Consider the following 14,967-nt stretch of genomic DNA (forward strand, 5'->3'; position numbering starts at 1 on the left):
GAGTCTTATATCCTCAAATGGGAGGAATGGGGCTCCAGTTAGTACCCTATACAATGTATCAGATCTTTGAAGATGGGGATAAACAGAAGGGAATATTGACCCGGTGAAAACGATGCTTCAGGGTACACCTGAAGAAGTCCGAAGAAAAACCGAAGAGTTGCTGGACAGTATGGAGGGGCATAAAAACTTTATGCCGTCTTTCGGATGTGATTGTCCAATCAATACTCCAATAGAGAACCTGAATATGGTAATAGACATTGTGAAAGGTTGGAAGATAAAGGAATGAGAACAACAGATACAATTGAGGAGTTTATGGAACGTATACACCTGCCTTCGGGTGCAGTTGATGAAGTATTGCGGTTTCAGATGACAGAAGAGGAGCTGGCAGAGTGGGAGAAACGGTTCCAAAATGACAGAGATGATTTTTTTTCACAGTTGGAACTGCGAGAAGATCAGAAATTAAGAACATTATATCTATATATTAGATTTGCACTGAAGATGAAACCTGTTTTTTTAGAAAATAATATTTCAGAAAAAATATATTATGATACATTTTATGACCTGACTATCTGGTGTAAGTGGTGTAAAAAATATTATGGTATCTATGGAATGGTCGAGGCAAGATGGTATGAGCGATTATATGAGATGAAAGTATTCCGTCTGGGAAGACTTGAATTTGAAAAGATTATTCTGGAAGAAGATATCCAGTATTCTGGCGGCGTTGTGAAAAAGGGAGAAAAGGTGATAGGAGTCCATATTCCGGAAGGTGGACCACTTTTGCCGGAAGCGTGTGATGAATCTTTTGCACTTGCGGAAAAATTCTTCCCGGAAGAATACAAATTATATACTTGTTCTTCATGGCTGACATCTCCGGCATTATATGAATTGTTGGATGAAACGAGTAACATCCTGAAGTTCCAGAAAAGATTTGAGATCCTGGATATTCAATATATGTTCCCATTAGCAGAACAAAGGGTATATGGAATCATAAAGGAAGATAAAAACGAGTATTCGGAAGATACTCGTTTACAGAAAAATCTGAAAAAATTTTTACTTGAAGGAAAAAAAGTAGGAATAGCATTGGGAGTTATGAAAAGGAGCAATTAGCTCCTTTTTGCTATTTCTGCATTTACCCTGTTTCTGAGAGATATGAGGTAGAAATCGGATTTAGGGAATGTAGTGAAAGTTAACGGCTCACTCAGTTCGTCTTCAATCAGATGAAGTACGAATTCTTTATCTGTAAGAGACTCTAATAATTTCAAAGCGCGGTAGTCGCATAGAGCTTCGTAATGTACCATCATACGGATCGATTCTTTTGGCAGTCCGTCAGAACCAGGATATACAAGAAATGCATCCCCGGAAGGAAATGCGTGACCGGCATCTGTGACCGCATAAGGGTCAAGACACATCGTTGAATAGTGGTCGTAATAAAAGTTATATCCCCAATGAAGAATTCCGATAATATCGTACTTATAGATCTGAATACCATAGATTCGATTCCGGGCAGAAGGCATAGACATAAAGCGATTGCTTACATCAACACATTGTGCGGTACAATAATATACCCACATATCAGTCAGACCATTCTGGAAGAACAGGTCAATCTCATCATTGCCAGGAACTGGTTTGTCAACGAGTCCGTGTTTATAAAATTCATAGCTGGATAAGGCATCCTTTTTACCAGCACATTAATTGGATTTATTTTTGCAAAGTATGAATTTAAATATAAAAAGGTTTTATTTGTGCTTCTTTTATCAACAATGATGGTGCCAGGACAGGTGACAATGATTCCGCAGTATCTTATGATACAGAAAATGGGGCTTTTTAATACATTGTGGGCTTTGATCGTCCCTAATCTCATCAGTGCGTTTGGTATCTACTTAAGCAGGCAGTTTATTGCAGATATTCCTGACAGCCTTTGTGAAGCAGCGAAAATAGATGGGGCAAATTCATGGAGAATATATTGGCATGTGATTCTGTCTAATATAAAACCAGCAATAGGAGCTCTTGGGATTTTTACTGCATTAGGTATATGGAATGATTACCTGAGTCCATTAATTATGCTGAATGATATTGATAAGATGACATTACCGTTGGCTTTAGCGATCTTTTCAAATCAGTATTCGACAGATATTACAACAACAATGGCCGCAGCTGCAATGATCATGTGTCCAATAATAATAGTTTTTTTATTGTTCCAAAAACAATTCGTGCAAAGTGTTGCATTAAGTGGAATGAAATAAAAAACAGCTTTCTGCTTGAAATTGAGAAGAGCAGAAAGCTGTTTTTTGTTCTATAAAACTGAAAAATTAAGATATTGATTTTTGGACAAAACAAAAGTATACTATAATAACACTGTATACAAGATGCAAGGAGGCAGTCATGGCATTAACAGATAATCTGGGGAAAAAAGTAAGATTGATGGTAGTAAAGGAAGTAGAATTTGGTGTGTATCTTGGAAATAGCCAGGAGAAGGTACTTCTTCCCAAAAAGCAGGTTCCGCGCGGAATAGAAATCGGTGATCCGGTCGAAGTATTTTTATACAAAGACTCGTCCGACCGATTGATCGCAACAACCAGTGAACCAAAGATTACATTGGGGGAACTTACCGTGCTTCGTGTAGTAGATACTGGAAGGATTGGAGCATTTCTTGACTGGGGATTGGAGAAAGATCTTTTATTGCCGTTCAGGGAGCAGACTGCAAAGATAAAGAAAGGGGACGAAGTGCTTGTTGCCCTTTATATTGATAAGTCAGGAAGACTGTGTGCGACTATGAAGGTCTACGATAGACTGCAGAGTGATTCGCCATATCAGAAGGATGATCAAGTGGAAGGAACAGTCTATGAGATCAGTGATAATTTTGGTGTATTTGTGGCAGTAGATAATCGTTATTCCGCATTGATTCCGAAGCGAGAAGCTTTTGGAAAGCTGAGAGTCGGAGACCATGTACATGCAAGAGTCGTGAAGGTGAAGGAAGATGGGAAGCTTGACTTAAGTGTGCGTGAGAAAGCATTTCTTCAGATGGATGCAGATGCAGATTTGATCATGAAACGCATGGAAGCTTATGGTGGCAGCCTGCCATTTACAGATAAGGCGGAACCGGAATTAATCAAGAAAGAATTCGGGTTAAGTAAAAATGCATTCAAGCGTGCAGTGGGACGTTTACTAAAAGAAGGAAAGATACAAATTAGCGAAAAACATATTGAAATTCGAAAGAAATAGGTTATAATAGGGGCGAAGGAATATAACGTAAAAAGGAGATAGTGAGATGAAAGTACAGAATATTACAAACATTGAAAAGTTTTTTAATGCAGTTGATGAGTGTAAGGGAAGAGTAGAATTAGTAACTGGCGAAGGTGACAGATTGAATTTAAAATCTAAGCTGTCTCAGTACGTATCCATGGCAAATATCTTTTCAAATGGCGAGATTCCGGAATTAGAGCTTATTGCATATGAGAAGGAAGATATTGATAGATTAGTGAAATTCATGGTTGATGGTGAGTAGAATCTTACGTGAATGCAGACAGAAGGTGTTCCTTTCGGAAGGGGCACCTTTTACTTATATATAGAAATATTTTTGAAGTGCGTAATACAAAAGAGCAGGAAAAGGAGTAGGTATGAGTTTTGCACATCTTCATGTCCATACAGAATATAGTCTGCTGGACGGTTCGAATAAAATAAAAGAATGCGTATCCCGTGTGAAAGAGCTGGGGATGAACAGTGTGGCTATCACGGATCATGGTGTAATGTTTGGAGTGATTGATTTTTACCGTGCGGCAAAAGCAGTGGGGATTAAGCCAATTCTGGGATGTGAAGTTTATGTGGCACCAGGTTCACGCTTTGACAAAGAAGCCGCAGGAAGCGGGGAAGAACGATATTATCATCTGGTCTTGCTGGCGGAGAATGACTTAGGATATCATAATCTGATGAAGATTGTATCGAGGGGATTTACAGAAGGATATTATTACAAACCCCGTGTAGACCTGGAAGTACTGAAAGAATTTCATGAGGGAATCATTGCTCTGAGTGCATGCCTTGCGGGGGAAGTTCAGAGAAATATTCTGCGTGGAATGTACAGCGAGGGTAAAGAAGCAGCACTTCGGTATCAGAAGATATTTGGGGAGGGAAACTTCTTCCTGGAATTACAAGACCACGGTATGCAAGAACAGAAGATGGTGAATCAGTCGTTGCTTCGAATGTCGCAGGAGACGGGAATTGAACTGGTGGCGACTAACGATATTCATTATACCTATGCAGAAGATGAGAAGCCACATGATATGCTGCTTTGTATCCAGACTGGAAAGAAACTTTCGGATGAAAACCGTATGCGCTATGAGGGAGGACAGTATTATATCAAATCCGAAGAAGAGATGCGCACATTATTCCCTTATGCACTTCAGGCTTTGGAAAATACACAGAAGATTGCAGACCGTTGTAATGTAGAGATTGAGTTTGGGGTGACAAAACTTCCAAAATATGATGTTCCAGAGGAATACACCTCTTGGGAGTATTTGCAGCATTTGTGCTGTCAGGGACTCAAGAAGCGATATCCATCTGGTGATGAATCTTTAAAGAATCGGTTGGAATATGAATTGTCTGTCATTAAGTCCATGGGCTATGTGGATTATTTCCTGATTGTGTGGGATTTTATCAAGTATGCCAAGGATCATGGTATTATGGTGGGGCCGGGACGTGGTTCGGCAGCCGGAAGTATTGTGGCATATTGCCTGGAGATTACCAGCATTGATCCGATTAAGTATCAGTTGCTGTTTGAACGTTTTCTGAATCCGGAACGTGTATCCATGCCTGATATAGACGTGGATTTCTGTTTCGAACGGCGCCAGGAAGTGATTGATTATGTGGTGGAAAAATACGGTTCAGACCGGGTGGTTCAGATTGTTACGTTCGGTACGATGGCAGCGAAGGGAGTCATTCGTGATGTGGGACGCGTCATGGATCTGCCTTATGCGTTCGTGGATTCTATCGCCAAGATGATACCAAAAGAACTGAATATAACATTGGATCGTGCATTGAGCATGAATCCGGAGTTGAAGAAGTTGTATCAGGAAGATGATCGGGTCCATGAATTGATTGACATGTCCAAGAGACTGGAAGGTCTTCCAAGACATACATCTATGCATGCGGCAGGAGTCGTAATCAGTCAGAAATCTGTAGATGAGTATGTACCATTGTCACTTGGATCTGACGGATCTGTAGTTGCGCAGTTTACAATGACGACATTGGAGGAACTGGGCCTTTTAAAGATGGATTTTCTGGGGCTTCGTACTCTTACGGTAATTCAGGATGCGGCGCGTCTGGCAAGTGAAAGCGCAGGAGAAAGGATAGATATTAATCAGATTGATTATGATGATAAACGTGTCCTGGAGTCGATTGGAACAGGAAAGACTGACGGAATCTTCCAGTTAGAAAGTGGCGGAATGAAGAGTTTCATGAAGGAGCTGAAGCCGCAGAATCTGGAGGATATTATTGCCGGAATCTCTTTATACCGACCGGGACCGATGGATTTTATTCCACAATATATCAAAGGAAAGAACCATCCAGAAACGATTACGTATGACTGTCCGCAGCTGGAGCCGATCCTTGCACCGACCTATGGATGTATTGTGTATCAGGAACAGGTTATGCAGATTGTACGAGATCTGGCCGGTTATACATTGGGACGAAGTGATCTCTTGCGCCGTGCGATGTCTAAGAAAAAGGGCGAAGTAATGGAGCGTGAGCGGAAGAACTTTGTGTACGGCAATCCGGAAGAAGGGGTGCCGGGCTGTATCGCCAACGGAATTGATGAGGAGACGGCCAATAAGATTTATGATGAGATGATTGATTTCGCAAAATATGCATTTAACAAATCTCATGCAGCTGCGTATGCGGTGGTATCTTATCAGACAGCCTGGTTAAAATATTATTATCCGGTAGAGTTTATGGCAGCGCTTATGACCTCTGTCATTGATAATCCGGGAAAAGTATCAGAGTATATCTACACATGCCGACAGCTTGGCATTGAGATTCTTCCTCCGGATATAAATAAAGGCGAAGGAAGTTTCTCTGTAGATAATGGAAATATCCGCTATGGACTTGCTGCAATCAAAAGTATTGGCAGACCGGTCATAGATGCAATAATTGCTGAGAGGAACGCCAGAGGTGAATTCAAGAATCTGAAAGATTTTATTGAACGATTATCAGGAAAAGAAGTAAATAAACGAACCATAGAAAGTTTCATCAAATCAGGGGCTTTTGATAGTTTGGGTGGAACCCGCAAGCAGTTCATGGTTATCTATGTGAAGATCCTGGATCAGGTGAATCAGGAGCGTAAATACTCTATGACAGGACAATTGTCTTTGTTCGATATGGTTGATGATGACCAGAAAGCTGAATTCGACATTCCGCTTCCTCCTGTAGGTGAGTATGAGAAGGAGACAAAACTTGCGTTTGAAAAAGAGGTACTGGGCATCTATCTCAGTGGTCACCCAATGGAAGAATACGAAGAAAAGTGGAAGAAGAATATTTCCAGAACAACCTTAGATTTTCAATTGGATGAAGAGACTGGAAGAACGAAGGTTCACGATGGCGCCAGAGAGATCGTGGGTGGAATCATAACCTCGAAGACTATCAAATATACGAAGAATAATCAGACGATGGCATTTATTACGCTGGAAGACTTGGCAGGTTCTGTGGAAGTTGTAATCTTCCCAAAAGTCTATGAGAAGAATCAGCAATATTTGAACGAAGAGGGCAAAGTCTTTGTAAAAGGAAGAGTGTCAGAAGAAGATGAGGCGGCAAGTAAGCTGATCTGTGAGTCGATTGTTCCATTTGAACAGACAAAACGAGAATTGTGGTTGCAATATGCGGATAAAGAGGCGTATTTATCAAAAGAGAAGGAACTTTTGGAATTGTTGAAAGACTCCGATGGATCCGATTCTGTGGTCATATATTGTAAAAAAGAGAAGGCAATCAAACGTCTTCCGGCAAACAGAAATGTAAGTGCAGACAAAGTTTTATTGAGCAAATTGACGAATTATTTGGGAGAATCTTGTGTAAAAGTAATCGAAAAACCCATTGAAAACCTTTGATAATTAATGTACAATGTTGCACGAGAGAGATAGATTTCCATAGGGATTAAATTAAGAATACGATGGAGGGATAATTCATGGCAGACAAAGTAATACGTACGATAGGTGTATTGACAAGTGGCGGTGACGCACCTGGAATGAATGCAGCAATCCGTGCGGTAGTTAGAACAGCATTAGGAAAAGGCCTGAAGGTCAGAGGTATCAGAAAAGGATATCAGGGACTTTTGGATGAAGAGATTATTGATCTGTCCGCCAGAGACGTGTCTGATACAATCCAGCGCGGAGGAACAATTCTTCAGACGGCGCGTTGTGAAGAGATGCGTACAGAAGAAGGACAACAGAAAGCTGCAGCAATTTGTAAGAAATATGGAATTGACGGATTAGTAGTCATCGGTGGAGATGGTTCCTTTGCCGGAGCTCAGAAGTTAGCAAACCTTGGAATTAATACAATTGGAATTCCGGGAACTATTGATTTGGATATCGCATGTACAGAATATACAATCGGATTTGATACAGCAGTAAATACAGCAATGGAAGCAATCGATAAAGTTCGTGATACATCAACTTCTCATGAAAGATGCTCTATCATCGAGGTTATGGGAAGAGATGCCGGATATCTTGCTTTGTGGTGTGGTATTGCCAATGGTGCAGAGCGTATTCTGATGCCAGAAGAGCACGACTACAACGAAGAAGCAATCGTAGCAGACATTCAGGAATGCAGAAAACGTGGTAAGAAGAATTACATCATCATCAACGCAGAAGGCGTCGGTGACTCACTGAACATGGCGAAGAGAATCGAAGAAGCAACCGGAATGGAGACCAGAGCAACCATTATCGGACACATGCAGCGTGGTGGAAGCCCGACATGTAAAGACCGTGTATATGCATCCATCATGGGAGCAATGGCAGTGGATCTTCTGATCGCAGGAAAGAGCAATCGTGTAGTAGGCTACAGACACGGAGAATACGTTGATTTCGATATCAACGAAGCATTGAAGATGCAAAAAGGAATTCCAGATTACCAGTACGAAATCGCAAAAGAACTCGCATTGTAAGATTGAAAGATAGAGAAAAAAGAGGCAAAAATGCCTCTTTTTTTTCATTTGGGTACAGGGCATTTTTTAATTGGGGACGTAGTAAAGTTAAAAAAGTCTACGTCCTCTACTTGAAATCGTGAGGGGCAAACGGTACAATGGGTAGTACGAATGTATGATAAAGGAGATTATTATCGTGGAGATGAATTCTAAAAATACAGCCCCTGTTGGTGTCTTTGACTCTGGTGTGGGCGGTTTGACGGTTGCCAGAGAGATTATGCGCCAGCTTCCGAATGAGAATCTTGTGTATTTTGGGGATACGGCCAGAGTGCCTTATGGAAGCAAGTCTAAGAATAATATTATCCGATTTTCGCGGCAGATTATCCGTTTTCTTCAGACGAAGAACGTGAAGGCGATTGTAATTGCCTGTAACACAGCCAGTGCGCTGGCACTTGAGACTGTGGAGAAGGAGATAGATATTCCGATTATTGGAGTGATCGTGCCGGGTGCGAGAGCAGCTGTGCAGGAGACGAAGAATGGAATGATTGGTGTGGCAGGAACGGAAGCGACGATTCGAAGTGAGACTTATACGAAGGTCATTAAGAGCATGAATCCGGATGCGGTCGTTATTGGAAAGCCTTGTCCGTTATTTGTACCGTTAGTGGAAGAAGGCTTTGCGAAGCACAAGATCACAGAGGAAGTAATCGATATCTATCTGTCGGATATGAAGAAGACGGATATTGATACCATGATTTTGGGATGTACGCATTATCCTTTGTTGAGATCCAGAATTATTGAGTATTTTGGGGAGAAGGTACATATTGTAAATCCGGCTTATGAGACAGCGATGGATCTGAAATCCATATTGGAAAAGAAAGGAATTGCAAATCAATCGGGAAAACCGGCAGTCTATGATTTTTATGTCAGTGATGCGGCTGAGAAGTTTACGCAATTTGCGAATACGATCCTTCCATATGATGTCGCTGCGACAAAGCAGATTAATATAGAAGAATATTAGGTGATGGTATGACGAAAGAAGTATTATTGACTATATCTGGTCTGCATTATGAGACGACTGGATTAGTGGATGAGGATGAAAATGAGAACGAACCAATTGAAGTCATCACGCCGGCAACATATTATCTGAAGAATGGGAAGCATTATGTTGTCTATGATGAAGTGGTAGAAGGAATGCCGGGGTCTATCAAGAATAAGATTCGCGTTGATGAAGAGGGCAAGCTTGAGATTATGAAAAGTGGCATTTCAAATACACATATGGTTTTTGAAAAAGATAAGATTAACATGACTCAGTATAATACTCCGTATGGGGAATTAATGGTTGGAACACATACAAAAGAGATGAAGGTGGATGTGACCGAGGAGAATATCGATATCCATGTAAATTATGCGTTGGATATCAATAGTGAGATGGTCGCTGACTGTAATATAGCGATTAATATAAAAGCATTGGACCGTTAGGATCCAATGCTTTTATTTGTTGTTGCGCTTGTCTTTATTTGCCACGTAATCTTGCGAAGAAACCTTTCTTCTTCTGTGGTGTCTCTAATGGTCCTCTTAAGCCCTTGACTGCGGTAATGTAGATGCCGCTTACAGTAGCTTTTACTTCCTTTTTCACAGGAATCAGAGGATAGATCTGTGCATCGCACATTAAGGTCATAATCTTCGGACCAACTTTTGCTTTTACAACCGGCACTTTGGAACGGCGAAGATATTTTGGTGTGTTCTCCAGAACGATGGCTGGGAGTCCTGCATCTTTCATCCGCATCTTGCCTTTATCGATAATAAGCATAGATACAGTCTGCGCTACAGCATCCAACTGTTCCTGCTGTTCAGCCTGTCTCTTTTCTGCCTTTTTTCCTAAGAAATACAACACAACACATGCAACAATTAAAACGATTAAAATAACAAGCAATACGATGGTAAACGTACTCACGGCGAACCTCCTAAAATCTATTTTTCACGAACTACATTGTAACATTCTTTGAGCACAAGTGCAAGAGATTTGAGGTTTTAGGGTTACTTTTCCGGTGAGAAAAGGTATAATAATTATAAGTAAGAGAGTGTTGGGGAGGATTATCATGCTTCAGATAGCAGGAGATGGAATCGGAATTGCATATGAATGGATTCTGGATCATTTTTTCTTGATAAATATCGTGTTTTCACTGCTGATCATATTTTTTCAGCGCCGCAATCCCACGACTGTGTGGGCATGGCTTCTGCTGTTGTATTTTATCCCCATTCTGGGGTTTGTACTATATCTGATCCTGGGTCAGAATTTCCATAAAAACCGAATGTTTAAGATGAAGGAAATCGAAGGAGAGATTAAGTATGCCGTTCGCAGACAGGAGGAATCCATCTATAGGAAGAAATTGCGGTTGCGCGATCCTGAGCTGGAAAGATTCAAAGGATTGATCTTATATAATCTGAATGAAGTAGAGTCTGTGTTGACAGATAATAATGATATTCGCATATATACGGATGGAAAGGAGAAGTTTCAGGCGTTGCTTGCAGAGATGGAGCATGCCAGAAATTATATCCATGTGCAATATTACATTATCCGCAATGATGAACTGTGGCAGGAGATTGAAAAGGTATTGATACGAAAAGCAAGACAGGGAGTGGAAGTGCGGGTCTTGTTCGACAGTATGGGATGCAGAGGAATGCATAATTCCGACTGGGTTCGCTTAGAGAAAGCAGGCATTGAAGTGGCAGAATTCTTCCCGGCAGTTCTGGGGAAATTACAACTTCGCGTAAACTATCGAAATCACAGAAAGATTGTAGTTATCGATGGGAGAATTGGATTTGTCGGAGGCTTTAATATCGGACGGGAATATCTTGGAAAGGATAAAAAGTTTGGCTATTGGAGAGATACACATATTTGCATTGAAGGATCGGCGGTTACTTCGTTGGCGGTACGATTTGTGTTAGATTGGAATTATGCGGCCAAGGAGAATCTATTCTTAGAAGATCGACTCTTTGAGATTCCCAATTATGTGCGTAACGGACGTGATCCGGTACAGATTATTTCCAGTGGCCCGGATTCCAGCAGTCAGGAAATTCGTAATAATTATCTCCGTCTGATTCATATGGCGAAGAAGAGTATCTATATACAGACTCCATACTTTATCCCGGATGATAATATACGGGATGCATTGATGATAGCTGCGAAGTCTGGTATTGACGTACGGATCATGATTCCGTGCAAGCCAGATCATCCGTTTGTATATTGGGCGACCTATTCTTATCTAGGGGAAATGATTGAGGCTGGTGCAAGGTGTTATACTTATGATCATGGATTCCTTCATGCGAAATGTATGTGTGTAGATGGGCTTGTGACCTGCATGGGGACGGCCAATATGGATATTCGCAGCTTTAGTCTGAATTTTGAAGTCAATGCTGTGATCTACAGTGCGCGGACAACCGAGAAGTTAGTTGAGGCATTTGAGAATGACATTACAAAGAGTACTCTGGTGACTCGCAAGAAGTATGAACAGAGAAATTATATCGTACGAATCAAAGAACAATTTTGCAGATTGTTATCTCCTGTTTTATGATATAAGATCAGAAAAGAATGAAATAAATGTGAAAAACCTTTGAAAGTCTAGCCAAATGTGCTATAACATAATAGTGCGTAATTTTGTTGATAAGAATAATATAGAGCATGAGGTGTAGTATGAAAAAGAAAATTATAATGTTATTAACAGGTGTATTTGCTGCTTCTATGATATTGACTGGTTGTGAAGGAAGCAAAGGACTGGAGACGGATGCATTGACGATTTCCAAATATAAAGGTGTAGAAGTTGATGAGGTAGAAAAAGCTAAGGAGATTACCGATGAAGATGTGGAAAATACGATTAATTCTACTTTGCAAACCAATGCAACAACGAATGAGATCACAGACCGTCCGGTACAAGAAGGAGATACAGCAACGATTGACTTTGTAGGAAAAATAGATGGAGTAGAATTTGAAGGTGGCTCTTCTACCGATTATCCGCTTACGATCGGATCAGGAACATTTATCGATGGATTTGAAGATAGTGTGATTGGACATAATGTTGGAGATACTTATGACTGGGAAGGACAATTCCCAGATGATTATGGCAATACAGATTATGCCGGAAAGCCGGTCGTATTTACCATTACAGTCAAAGGAATCAGTGAACAGGTCGTTCCTGAGCTGGACGATGAATTTGTAAAATCTGTATCTGAGGAATCAAAGACTGTTAAGGAATATAAGGAAGAAGTCAGAAAACAGTTAGAAGAAGATGCCAAGACCAACTATGAAGACAGTCTCAGTCAGGAAGTATGGCAGGCAGTTCTGGATAATTCCGAAGTAAAGAAGTATCCAGAAGAAGATGTACAGGAGATATCGGATTCCTTGATTGAACAATACAAGTCAGCAGCAGAATACTATGGACAGGATTATGAGACTTTCATTGAGGAACAGATGCAGACCACAGTGGAAGATTTTGAAAGCCAGGTTGAGGAGGCTGCAAAATCAAGTGTTAAGCAGACGATGGTGACAGAGGCAATCGCAGACAAAGAGAAGATTAAGCTGACAGATGATGTTTATGAGGAACAATTAAAACAGATGGCTGAAGATTACGGCTATGAAGATGTAGATGCGTTAAAAGAAGCAGCGTCAGAAGAGGACTTGAAAGAAATCGCATTGAATAATCTGGTCAAAGAATGGCTGGTAGAACATTGTGTTCAGGTCGCTTCTGAATAGGGAAGAGCAGTAGGGATGATAAGGCTTATTCGGATGTCGGGGAAAAGACATTTTGAATAAGCCTCTTTTGTTGAAAATACGATAGTTGATGGAGAAAATGAGATGGGTAAGACAGTTGAGAAGGGAAGAGATGAGTTCCGCACAAAAATGGGATTTGTTATTGCGTGTATTGGTTCTGCGGTAGGAATGGCTAATATCTGGATGTTTCCATACAGAACCGGTAAGTTTGGCGGAGCAGCATTTTTAATTCCGTATTTTATATTTGTGGTGCTGCTTGGATTTTCCGGTGTTATCGGCGAGATGGCATTCGGACGGAGCATGAAGACAGGACCGCTTGGTTCTTTTGGAAAAGCGATGGAGATGCGGTTCGGAGAAAAAGGGCGACCAGTCGGCAGAGCAATTGGGATGATTCCGGTGATAGGTTCTCTTGGAATTGCAATCGGCTATTCTGTGGTTGTCGGATGGGTCATGAAGTATCTGTGGAGTTCTCTGACAGGGAATCTTACAAAAGTAGAGGATATGGGAAGCTTTTTTGGAAAGATTGCGGTACCATTCGGAAATATCAGCTGGCATATGCTGGGGTTAGCTGTGACGTTTGTTATCATGGCATTTGGTATCACCAAGGGAATCGAGAAGGTCAATAAGGTCATGATGCCAGTCTTTTTCCTGTTCTTTCTGATTCTGATGGTACGTGTTGCTATTCTTCCGGGAGCAATGGAAGGTTACAAGTATCTCTTTGTACCGAAGTGGGAAGAATTACTGGATATCAATACCTGGGTGTATGCATTGGGACAGGCATTTTTCTCATTGTCACTGGCAGGTTCTGGAACCATTGTGTATGGAAGTTATCTGAAGAAAGACATTGATATTGTGAGCTGTGCGAAGAATGTTGCGTTCTTTGATACCTGTGCGGCACTGCTGGCAGGAGTCGTAGTGATTCCGGCAGTATTCGCGTTCGGTCTTGATGTGGCAAGCGGTCCGCCGCTGATGTTTATCACATTGCCGGCAGTATTCCAACAGCTTCCGTTTGGCGGTTTATTTGCAATTATCTTTTTTGCTGCGGTGTTATCGGCAGCGATCACGTCCCTTATGAATCTGTTCGAGACGCCGGTCGAGGCGCTTCAAGAACAGTTCGGACTGTCAAGAAAAATGGCAGTGGCAGTGATTGCCGTGATCGGGGCAGCCGTCAGTATCTTCATCGAGAGCGGCGATTCCGTAGGCGCATGGATGGATGTCATCTCCATCTATATCATTCCTCTTGGAGCATTGCTGGCAGGAATCATGTTCTTCTGGGTATGTCCGAAAGGATATGCAAGAAGTCAGGCTGAGACGGGACGGACGAAGCCGTTGGGCCAATGGTTCGAGCCGCTGACAAAATATGTGTTCGTAGGCATCACACTGGTTGTGTATGTCCTTGGAATCTTCTTCGGTGGAATCGGTTAAAAATGTGGGGAGATCTCTTTCCATTCTCCCGGCTTAAGATCCGGGTCTAAGGAAATAGAATCAATGGCTGTACGTTTTAATTCTATAACACAGCAACCCACGATCTTTAACATTCGGCGTATCTGGCGCTTTCGGCCCTCTGTGATCACGATGGTTCCCTGGACAACAGGATGATCCATCCGGTTATGACGGGTTTTCTCCTGAATCTCAGGGTGAAGCGTTGGAAGAATATCGGCAAGAATTGTCGTATGTGTAACAGAAATCTTGGCAGGAGCAGTTGGAATGTCAGAGCCTTTCAAAAGGACCCCATATTCCAGCTGCTTTTGCTTCTCTTCTGTTAGGGCCCCAAGGGCGGTAAATTCATAAGTCTTTTCTTTGTGACGGGCAGGATGAGTCATTTCCTGATTCCACTGCCCGTCATCTGTAATCAAAAGCAGCCCTTCTGTCTCGCGGTCCAGCCTGCCGACGGGAGAGAGGGCATCATTGTGTAATTCCTGAAAATAATCCATCACAGTGGGGTAGCGGTCATCGCGTCTTGCAGTGACACAGCCGAAGGGTTTGTTAAACATATAGTAATGATACATCGTGATTCCTCCTGGTACATTTATCATATTTATCCCTGTTAGAAAAGTCAAGATATCCTCCGCAG

The 14,967-nt window shown here is 41.6% G+C and carries 14 protein-coding genes and 1 pseudogene; 12 read left to right on the forward strand and 3 right to left on the reverse strand.

Features of this window, described 5'->3' with window-relative positions:
• Nucleotides 1–94 precede the first annotated feature (94 nt).
• Together ACQRD1_RS03775 and ACQRD1_RS03780 are read left to right on the forward strand one after the other, a co-directional pair.
• On the forward strand, nucleotides 95–286 hold the full coding sequence (locus tag ACQRD1_RS03775) for a uroporphyrinogen decarboxylase family protein (RefSeq protein ID WP_328282594.1): 192 nt from the start codon (nucleotides 95–97) through the stop codon (nucleotides 284–286).
• Nucleotides 283–1,107: an acyltransferase domain-containing protein gene (locus ACQRD1_RS03780; protein ID WP_235232383.1), complete on the forward strand. Its 825-nt coding sequence runs from the start codon at nucleotides 283–285 to the stop codon at nucleotides 1,105–1,107. Before ACQRD1_RS03775 ends, ACQRD1_RS03780 begins: the two co-directional genes overlap by 4 nt.
• On the opposite strand, the pseudogene ACQRD1_RS03785 reads toward ACQRD1_RS03780, so the two are convergent.
• Nucleotides 1,104–1,616 (reverse strand): annotated as a pseudogene (locus ACQRD1_RS03785) (DUF4091 domain-containing protein); the annotation flags it as partial. The gene ACQRD1_RS03780 and the pseudogene ACQRD1_RS03785 sit on opposite strands and share 4 nt — an antisense overlap.
• 75 nt (nucleotides 1,617–1,691) lie before the next feature.
• Here ACQRD1_RS03785 and ACQRD1_RS03790 point away from each other — a divergent pair.
• The 7 genes from ACQRD1_RS03790 (at nucleotide 1,692) to ACQRD1_RS03820 (ending at nucleotide 9,604) form a co-directional block, all read left to right on the forward strand.
• Nucleotides 1,692–2,243 carry a carbohydrate ABC transporter permease gene (locus tag ACQRD1_RS03790; RefSeq protein ID WP_347375468.1) on the forward strand — a complete coding sequence of 184 codons (552 nt, stop codon included), beginning with the start codon at nucleotides 1,692–1,694 and terminating at the stop codon, nucleotides 2,241–2,243.
• A 139-nt stretch (nucleotides 2,244–2,382) separates the two neighbouring features.
• On the forward strand, nucleotides 2,383–3,222 hold the full coding sequence (locus ACQRD1_RS03795) for a CvfB family protein (protein WP_235232380.1): 840 nt from the start codon (nucleotides 2,383–2,385) through the stop codon (nucleotides 3,220–3,222).
• A 46-nt stretch (nucleotides 3,223–3,268) separates the two neighbouring features.
• Nucleotides 3,269–3,505, forward strand: coding sequence for a polya polymerase (locus ACQRD1_RS03800; RefSeq protein ID WP_235232379.1), 237 nt, complete (start codon nucleotides 3,269–3,271; stop codon nucleotides 3,503–3,505).
• Nucleotides 3,506–3,617: 112 nt separating this feature from the next.
• The gene (locus ACQRD1_RS03805; RefSeq protein WP_235232378.1) at nucleotides 3,618–7,091 is read left to right on the forward strand and encodes a DNA polymerase III subunit alpha; all 3,474 of its coding nucleotides are present in this window, start codon (nucleotides 3,618–3,620) and stop codon (nucleotides 7,089–7,091) included.
• A 77-nt stretch (nucleotides 7,092–7,168) separates the two neighbouring features.
• A complete protein-coding gene (gene pfkA, locus ACQRD1_RS03810; protein ID WP_235232377.1) occupies nucleotides 7,169–8,146 on the forward strand; it encodes a 6-phosphofructokinase in 978 nt (325 codons plus the stop codon).
• A gap of 154 nt (nucleotides 8,147–8,300) precedes the next feature.
• Nucleotides 8,301–9,143, forward strand: a complete 843-nt coding sequence (murI, locus tag ACQRD1_RS03815; RefSeq protein WP_268826444.1) for a glutamate racemase — start codon at nucleotides 8,301–8,303, stop codon at nucleotides 9,141–9,143.
• Between the two features lie 8 nt (nucleotides 9,144–9,151).
• A complete protein-coding gene (locus tag ACQRD1_RS03820; protein WP_235232376.1) occupies nucleotides 9,152–9,604 on the forward strand; it encodes a DUF1934 domain-containing protein in 453 nt (150 codons plus the stop codon).
• A 34-nt stretch (nucleotides 9,605–9,638) separates the two neighbouring features.
• Here ACQRD1_RS03820 and ACQRD1_RS03825 read toward each other — a convergent pair whose 3' ends face one another.
• Entirely contained in the window at nucleotides 9,639–10,079 is a 441-nt protein-coding gene (locus tag ACQRD1_RS03825; RefSeq protein WP_235232375.1) for a hypothetical protein, read from the reverse strand.
• A 145-nt stretch (nucleotides 10,080–10,224) separates the two neighbouring features.
• On the opposite strand from ACQRD1_RS03825, the gene cls reads away from it, so the two are divergent.
• The 3 genes from cls to ACQRD1_RS03840 all read left to right on the forward strand — a co-directional run bounded on the left by cls (nucleotide 10,225) and on the right by ACQRD1_RS03840 (nucleotide 14,318).
• Complete coding sequence (gene cls / locus ACQRD1_RS03830; RefSeq protein ID WP_235232374.1) at nucleotides 10,225–11,700, forward strand: cardiolipin synthase; 1,476 nt, start codon at nucleotides 10,225–10,227, stop codon at nucleotides 11,698–11,700.
• Nucleotides 11,701–11,819: 119 nt separating this feature from the next.
• Nucleotides 11,820–12,875 (forward strand): trigger factor, encoded by a 1,056-nt coding sequence (gene tig / locus ACQRD1_RS03835; RefSeq protein WP_235232373.1) that lies wholly within the window; start codon nucleotides 11,820–11,822, stop codon nucleotides 12,873–12,875.
• 102 nt (nucleotides 12,876–12,977) lie between these two features.
• The gene (locus ACQRD1_RS03840) at nucleotides 12,978–14,318 is read left to right on the forward strand and encodes a sodium-dependent transporter (protein ID WP_235232372.1); all 1,341 of its coding nucleotides are present in this window, start codon (nucleotides 12,978–12,980) and stop codon (nucleotides 14,316–14,318) included.
• Here ACQRD1_RS03840 and ACQRD1_RS03845 read toward each other — a convergent pair.
• A complete protein-coding gene (locus ACQRD1_RS03845; RefSeq protein ID WP_235232371.1) occupies nucleotides 14,315–14,902 on the reverse strand; it encodes a pseudouridine synthase in 588 nt (195 codons plus the stop codon). The genes ACQRD1_RS03840 and ACQRD1_RS03845 overlap by 4 nt on opposite strands.
• Nucleotides 14,903–14,967 lie beyond the last annotated feature (65 nt).

It is taken from the genome of Bariatricus sp. SGI.019, from assembly GCF_050315235.1.
GTDB lineage: Bacteria > Bacillota > Clostridia > Lachnospirales > Lachnospiraceae > JAFBIX01.